The 5,701-nt window shown below is 67.9% G+C and carries 6 protein-coding genes and 1 pseudogene; 3 read left to right on the top strand and 4 right to left on the bottom strand.

The window, feature by feature from the left end; translation table 11 throughout:
* Positions 1-553: 553 nt before the first annotated feature.
* From G5C60_RS49070 to G5C60_RS52905, 3 genes are all read right to left on the bottom strand, one after another.
* Entirely contained in the window at positions 554-796 is a 243-nt protein-coding gene (locus G5C60_RS49070) for a DUF5302 domain-containing protein (protein WP_165270533.1), read from the bottom strand.
* Between the two features lie 232 nt (positions 797-1,028).
* Positions 1,029-1,277: a helix-hairpin-helix domain-containing protein gene (locus G5C60_RS52910; protein WP_241267627.1), complete on the bottom strand. Its 249-nt coding sequence runs from the start codon at positions 1,275-1,277 to the stop codon at positions 1,029-1,031.
* A 295-nt stretch (positions 1,278-1,572) separates the two neighbouring features.
* On the bottom strand, positions 1,573-1,920 hold the full coding sequence (locus G5C60_RS52905; RefSeq protein ID WP_241267626.1) for a hypothetical protein: 348 nt from the start codon (positions 1,918-1,920) through the stop codon (positions 1,573-1,575).
* A 222-nt stretch (positions 1,921-2,142) separates the two neighbouring features.
* Here G5C60_RS52905 and G5C60_RS49060 point away from each other — a divergent pair, with 222 nt between their 5' ends.
* Positions 2,143-2,985: a hypothetical protein gene (locus G5C60_RS49060; RefSeq protein ID WP_241267625.1), complete on the top strand. Its 843-nt coding sequence runs from the start codon at positions 2,143-2,145 to the stop codon at positions 2,983-2,985.
* A gap of 966 nt (positions 2,986-3,951) precedes the next feature.
* Complete coding sequence (locus G5C60_RS49055; protein ID WP_206440956.1) at positions 3,952-4,173, top strand: hypothetical protein; 222 nt, start codon at positions 3,952-3,954, stop codon at positions 4,171-4,173.
* Positions 4,174-4,855: 682 nt separating this feature from the next.
* On the opposite strand, the gene G5C60_RS49050 is transcribed toward G5C60_RS49055, so the two are convergent.
* Positions 4,856-5,023 (bottom strand): hypothetical protein, encoded by a 168-nt coding sequence (locus G5C60_RS49050; protein WP_165270531.1) that lies wholly within the window; start codon positions 5,021-5,023, stop codon positions 4,856-4,858.
* A 440-nt stretch (positions 5,024-5,463) separates the two neighbouring features.
* Between G5C60_RS49050 and G5C60_RS49045 the strand changes: the two are divergent.
* A pseudogene (locus tag G5C60_RS49045) lies at positions 5,464-5,701 on the top strand (hypothetical protein); the annotation flags it as partial.

The raw sequence follows: 5,701 nt of genomic DNA, 5'->3' as shown, positions 1-5,701 counted from the left end.
CGGCCGGGAAACGGCCGTACCCGGTGCCGACGTCCAGCCAGCTCTCGGGCTCGGGATACGGGAGCATCGCGCGAGCCGACCCCGGACCTGCTCCAGCGCATGCCCGGCACCTTCGTCGTCGACGAGTGCGAGGACTGCGCGCACGCCTTCCAGAACCCCCGCCCCGCACCCGCCGACCACGACCTGCTCCGGCAACGCCCGCACGCCCACCGACCCAGCCCACACACCCGAACTGTCCCGGCCCCAGCACACCAGCCGACAACTCGCCATACCCATAGGCGCACCAACCACCCCGCGCAAAAACCGCTGCCCCACCCAGCACACTGCGCAACACCAAACAGCCAGCTCAGCCCACATATCCTCCGGCGCCGGACACCCAACTCCGCCTAAACCCCACCCACGGAACACACCTACCGCTCAGCACAACTGAGCAACACCAGGCCACAACCAAGATCAATAAGCAAACGCGTCAGCTACGCCACAACTCCGCCCAACTCATCGGCATGACTGCCTGGCCGTGGCCTGCCGAACCCATCCAGCGGCCGTTTTTGACTCAGCCGCCGCTTTTGCGCCGGAACGACCGCTGGTTCGCAGCCGGGCCGTGCGCGCCGCGGATTTTTGACGCGTCGGTGTTCGCGGCGATGTCGGCGGCGGCCGCCTGCATACCGCGCTTACGCGCCAGGGCCTCCCGGAACTTGCGCTTCAGGTCGTCTGGGCCGTCATCGTCGGGCGAGAAGACAGGGCTCTCGGCGTCAGCTGACTCCGAACCTTCTTGTGATCGAGACTCTGCGGCCATGGTGACCTCCTGGGTTCGGGCAGTGCCAAGCACAGCTTGTCATGCCAGGCACCGCATGAGACGCCCGCGGCCCGCATCAGCCAGCAGCCGTCGCTCGTAGCTGTCACGCAGGCCTTGGCCGCGGGCAGGGCGCCGCGGCGTTCCAGGTAGGCGCGGATGTGCTCAACCGGGTGGGTGGTGGCGCCGGCCCCCGTGGTGGCCAGGTCTGCCGTGGTCTGCTCGGCCGGGGACATCACGGGCAGGTCGGAGGCGGGCGCCAGGGCGCCGGGGCGGGGAGGTAGGGCTGGTGACTTCGGGGGAAGGCGCCGGCCGTCCACAGGGCGGTGCGCCGGTGCTCGCCGAAGCCGTCGAACGCCCCGGCTGCGGCGAAGGGTTCCATCAGCCGCGCGGGCAGTCGGGTGCGGCGGGCCACATCCTCCAGGTCCTGGAAAGGCCGCTCGGTGCGGGCGGCGACTGCGCCGAGACCGGTGACGCTGGTCAGGCCGCGCCGAATAGCGGGCTGCCCGGAGTGGGTGGCCGGAGGGGGTGACCGGATCGGGGACGAGCGTCGCGTGTACGCCGGAGGCCTGGATGTCGACGCCGTGCACGGTGATGCCGCGGCGTTTCGCGTCCTGGACCAAGGTCTGGGAGTCGTACAAGCCCATGAGCAAATGCACCATGATCCAGGGCGAGCAGCGCGGCCGGGTAATAGTGCTTGATCCAGGCGCTGGCGTATCTGATGCCGGCCATCGACTGGGCGTGAGACTGCGGGAACCCGTAGCCGCTGAACGCCTCCATCATGCCGGTGATGCGCTCCGCGCCCGCAGGCGGAATCCCCTTGTGGGCCATCCCGCCCAGGAGGCAGCCGCGCAGCTCGGCGACCTTCTCGGGGGGGGCGTGCTCGGTGGCCATCGCCTTGCGCAGCCGGTCCGCCCCCCGGGAGAGAGCCCGGCGCAGTCGATCGCCGGCATCATGGCCCGCTCCTGCCACAGGGCGACCCCCATCATCGCTTCCAGGGCGCGCTCGGCGAGCGGACGCGGAGAGGTCACCGGCTCTTCGCCGCGCCGACGCCGCAGCAGCGGGTGCTGGGAGCCGGCCCGGGACGGGGCCCGGCCGGATGACCGATACGGCAATGGCGAGGTCATCGAAGGTCTCCCCGGACTGCGTCTTCGCCGCCACGCCGCTCCCCAGCGGGACCGCCGACGCCGGCTCCAGGCCCGTGTGAGGCGTGGAACCGGAGCAGCCGCGGGTGCTGGCGGCCCCGCCGGAGAACGGCATCGGGTCGTCGGACAGTCTTCCGCGCAACGCGACGGGGCGGGCACTTCGTTCAACTACTTACTGATTTCGGCTCGTCGGGGTGAACTTTCGTGAAGTCCCTGGGGCTACACCTGGCGGGACCCCGTTCCGGGCTGCTGGCCGGGCTGGTGTTTCCGCTCCTTACCCAGGTACAGAAGTACGCGCAGGAAGGCCGCTCGTACGCCATGGTCTGTGCCCTGGTCACCTGGGCCACCTACGCGCTCGTGGACAACGTCCCGCAACGCGCCCGGTGGCGGTGGGCGGTCTACGGCTCCACCATGCTGCTGGCCTGTCTGCCCCATGAGTTCGCGGTCCTCGCCCTGGTTGCACTCGGCGTCACACTGGTCGTCTCCCGTGTTCCACGACCGGTGCTGAGGTCGTGGAGTGTGGCTGCCGCGGGCGTTGTGGCCGGGCTGTTGCCGCTGGCGATCTGTAGTGCGGGGCAGTCGGGGCAGGTGTCCTGGATCGGCGGACCGGTGCGGCTTCGTTACTTTCTGGTTGCGGCGGTCGTCGGCGTGGCGTGTGCCCGAGCGCCTCTGGGGGTGGTGAGGGGGCCTGTACGGCTCTCCGTGCTGGCTGTGCCGATTCTTGTGCTTCCGGGCCTCCTGCTGCTGGTCGCCTCACTGGTCAAGCCGCTTTTCGTCGACCGGTATGTGCTCTACAGCAATATCGGAATCGCGTTGCTGCTGGGCGCCTTGATGGATTACTTCCACCAGCGGCAGCATTCTTCCCGCAACGCGTGGATCGCGGCGGTTGCCGTACTGGCCGTACTGGCCGCGCTCGTCCCGCCGAGCCTGTCGCTGCGGACGCTCCAGAGCCGAAGCGATAATGTCACCGCAATCGGCGCCACCGTACACAAGGAAGACCGTCCCGCGACGGGCTGCTCTATCTCTCCGGCCGGCACCGGATCTTGACTGCGGCCAACCCCGAGGACACCCGTTTCCTGACGGATCTGGCCCTGGCACAGGATCCCGTTTCGTCGAACACACTTGCAGGTATCGAGCTTCCCGCCCGGGATATTGCGGCACGCATGCTGGAATTCGACCGGATCGTCGCGGTCCGCGCCGCGGGTGCGCACTCGCCGACCAACCGCAGGAGGAAGCGAAAAGAAGCACCCTGCGGCGCCACTTCCGCGAGTCCGGAACACCCCATGTCAACGAGGCGCGAGTCACCGTCTATGTCCGAGACCACGACCCGTCTCCGAAAGCCGGTCCTGGATCCAACAGACCGGGAGCGAGCGCTGAGGTGATGAGGTGACTGCGACTGGTGCCGGCCCGGCCTGCTCCACCGCCGTCACGCTGTCTCGACCCGGAAGCCACGGACCTTGACTTGCCGGTCGCTGCTGCCGCGGGAGGCTGCGGCAGTGCTGCGCCTCTGCCGAACTCATCGCGACCGCACGCCAACGGCGCCTGCGATTCGCCCGCCCCTGGCCATGGACGGAAAAGATCACCGACACGATCAGTCGGCTCGGCACCTTCCCGGACCCAGGCTGATCGACAACAACCCGGAGAGGATCGGGGACGTCAGGGATGTATGTCGGCGATGTCGATCTCCTCGAACCCCGACGAGCAGCAGAGCCACCGACCCGTCCGTGGCAACCGGCGCCCACCCGATGCAACGAGCGGGCCGCCTGCGTGCCCGCACACGCACCTCGACCTCGGCGTGGTGTGATCCCGGTATCCATGAGCGTGAGTGTGCCGTTGCGGCACAGTATTGACTCCGACCATGGCTGATCAACATCGCTACGCAGTGCCTGACCCGGTCGTGACCAGCCGGCCGAGACCTGCGCGAGGTCGTGGGCCGCGACGCCAACGACCGAGGCCGTGATGGTGGACATGCCGCGGACCGGCCCCCTGTATCGCTCTGATGGGAGCCCTCGTATGGGGATCGCTTGGGAAGAGTACCGGGAGCACGACGCCGTCGGGCTGGCCGCGCTGGTGAAGTCCAGGGCGGTGAGCCCGGTTGAACTGCTCCAGGCGGCGATCGCCCGTGCCGACGCCGTCGAAACGACGATCAACGCGATCCGCCACCGACTCGACGACGACGCCCGTGCCGCGCTCGCAGCCCGCTGTCCGGGCCGTTCGCCGGCGTCCCGTTCCTGATCGAAGACTTGAGCCAGCATCTCGCCGGGGTTCCTCCAGGACAGTGCCTGTGCCGTTGAGGTATGCGGTGACAGTCAAGTTGATGACGGCTTTTCCAGCTTTTGATGTATCAACAGTCCACGACCATGAGGCGTTATCTTGGGTGCGCAGTACCGGCTTCTTCTCGGAAGAGTTGCTCACGCATTTAACGCTTGCTCCTGAACAGTGGAGCTTTGCGCCCATCATGGCGCCACTGGTAGCGGGCTTGTCGCCTTTTCCGTCTGAGGTAATAGGCTTGCGCCCCCCGCTGCCGTAGAGGGTCGCTTCGAATGGTAGCGAGCCGCCTGCTTTTGAGTCGCTGAGCGCGGTGTAGACGAGTGCCCCTTCTGAGAGGTCGTCCCGAGCCTCGATTATTTTGGTTTTGCGCTGCAAGCCGTCAGACGCCGGTTCGCCCCGGGGGGTGCGGGTCGAGCATATCTGCATTGATCCCGATCGTGATTCATGTCGCGAGCCCGGCGAGAAGAAATCCGGCAGCGGTCCATGAAATTTGGGCGCGAAATTCGCTGAGGTTCTTCTTCTCGGTGTTTATTCGATCGTCTCGTGCACGATCGCGGCCAGGACGTCGGGAGGGAGTGTCCTCAGCTGGCGTTGCGACCTGTCGTCTGCCGTCGGCGTGGTGCCTCTCGGAGGCTCCGGCTCCGGGTCAGACACGGGTTGCCTCCCTGAGGCACTGGTCGGCCAGCATCTCCGCCAACTGCCCGCCGTCCTCGCAGACGGCCAGCAGCAGACACCCGAGGTCCTGCGCCTCCTCCACCGCCTGCCAGGGGAGATCTCCAGGGTGGTGCCGCATCCGGGAGAGCGACGAGGACACGCCCCGTCACATCCACCGGCACCTGGACCAGGTACCCGAACTCAGCGAGAGACCGGCACACGGACAGCAGCTTCCGGGTCTCGACAGCGTCCGGGGTGCCGAAGCCGTCGCCGACTCCGAGCAGCCGGTCGACTCGCTCGACCTGACCGAAAGCCAGGACAACGGTCCGATCAGCAGTCATGACCGATTCACGACCGACGCTGCAGTGCGTACCGGCACGCAGCGGAAGGGCGAGAGCGGGCCGGGGTGAAACAGTACCGTCGAGTCAGCCGGTTGGTGCCGCGCCGGGAGCCCACGCAGACCACCGTGCCACCGCATGAGGCGTCCTGGTTGCGTATAGCCCTCGTTGTCAGTGGCGTGCGCAACCATGTCGTCGCCGCACCTGGATGCGCATGCGCACCGGCCACGGACTGAAGGGGGACCGGCACTGCGACTAGGCCATGCTCGGCATACGCCTCCGCGATGACACCCCCGACGACCAGGCACCCGGACATGCGCACCTGCTGGTGAGGCGTCGTCACCGCTACACCGGTGAACTCTCCTTCTGCCGCTGCCACTCCGCCGCCCCGGTGGCCCTGGCCGCCCTGGTCGACACGGAGCGCTCGGCAGCGACCAAGCCACGTCACACCGCCGGGCTGGGCCCCATCCCCCGAGGGGCCCAACCCGGCCGTGTCACCC

It is taken from the genome of Streptomyces scabichelini (assembly GCF_011045015.1).
GTDB lineage: Bacteria > Actinomycetota > Actinomycetes > Streptomycetales > Streptomycetaceae > Streptomyces > Streptomyces scabichelini.
Note: the sequence above shows the minus strand (reverse complement) of the source record. Positions and strands in the feature narration are given on the sequence as shown.

Bases quoted from the DNA above. Each gene is read 5' to 3' on its own strand.
- G5C60_RS49070 (WP_165270533.1), bottom strand. From the start codon at position 796: ATGGCCGCAGAGTCTCGATCACAAGAAGGTTCGGAGTCAGCTGACGCC.
- G5C60_RS52905 (WP_241267626.1), bottom strand. From the start codon at position 1,920: ATGACCTCGCCATTGCCGTATCGGTCATCCGGCCGGGCCCCGTCCCGG.
- G5C60_RS49055 (WP_206440956.1), top strand. From the start codon at position 3,952: ATGGGGATCGCTTGGGAAGAGTACCGGGAGCACGACGCCGTCGGGCTG.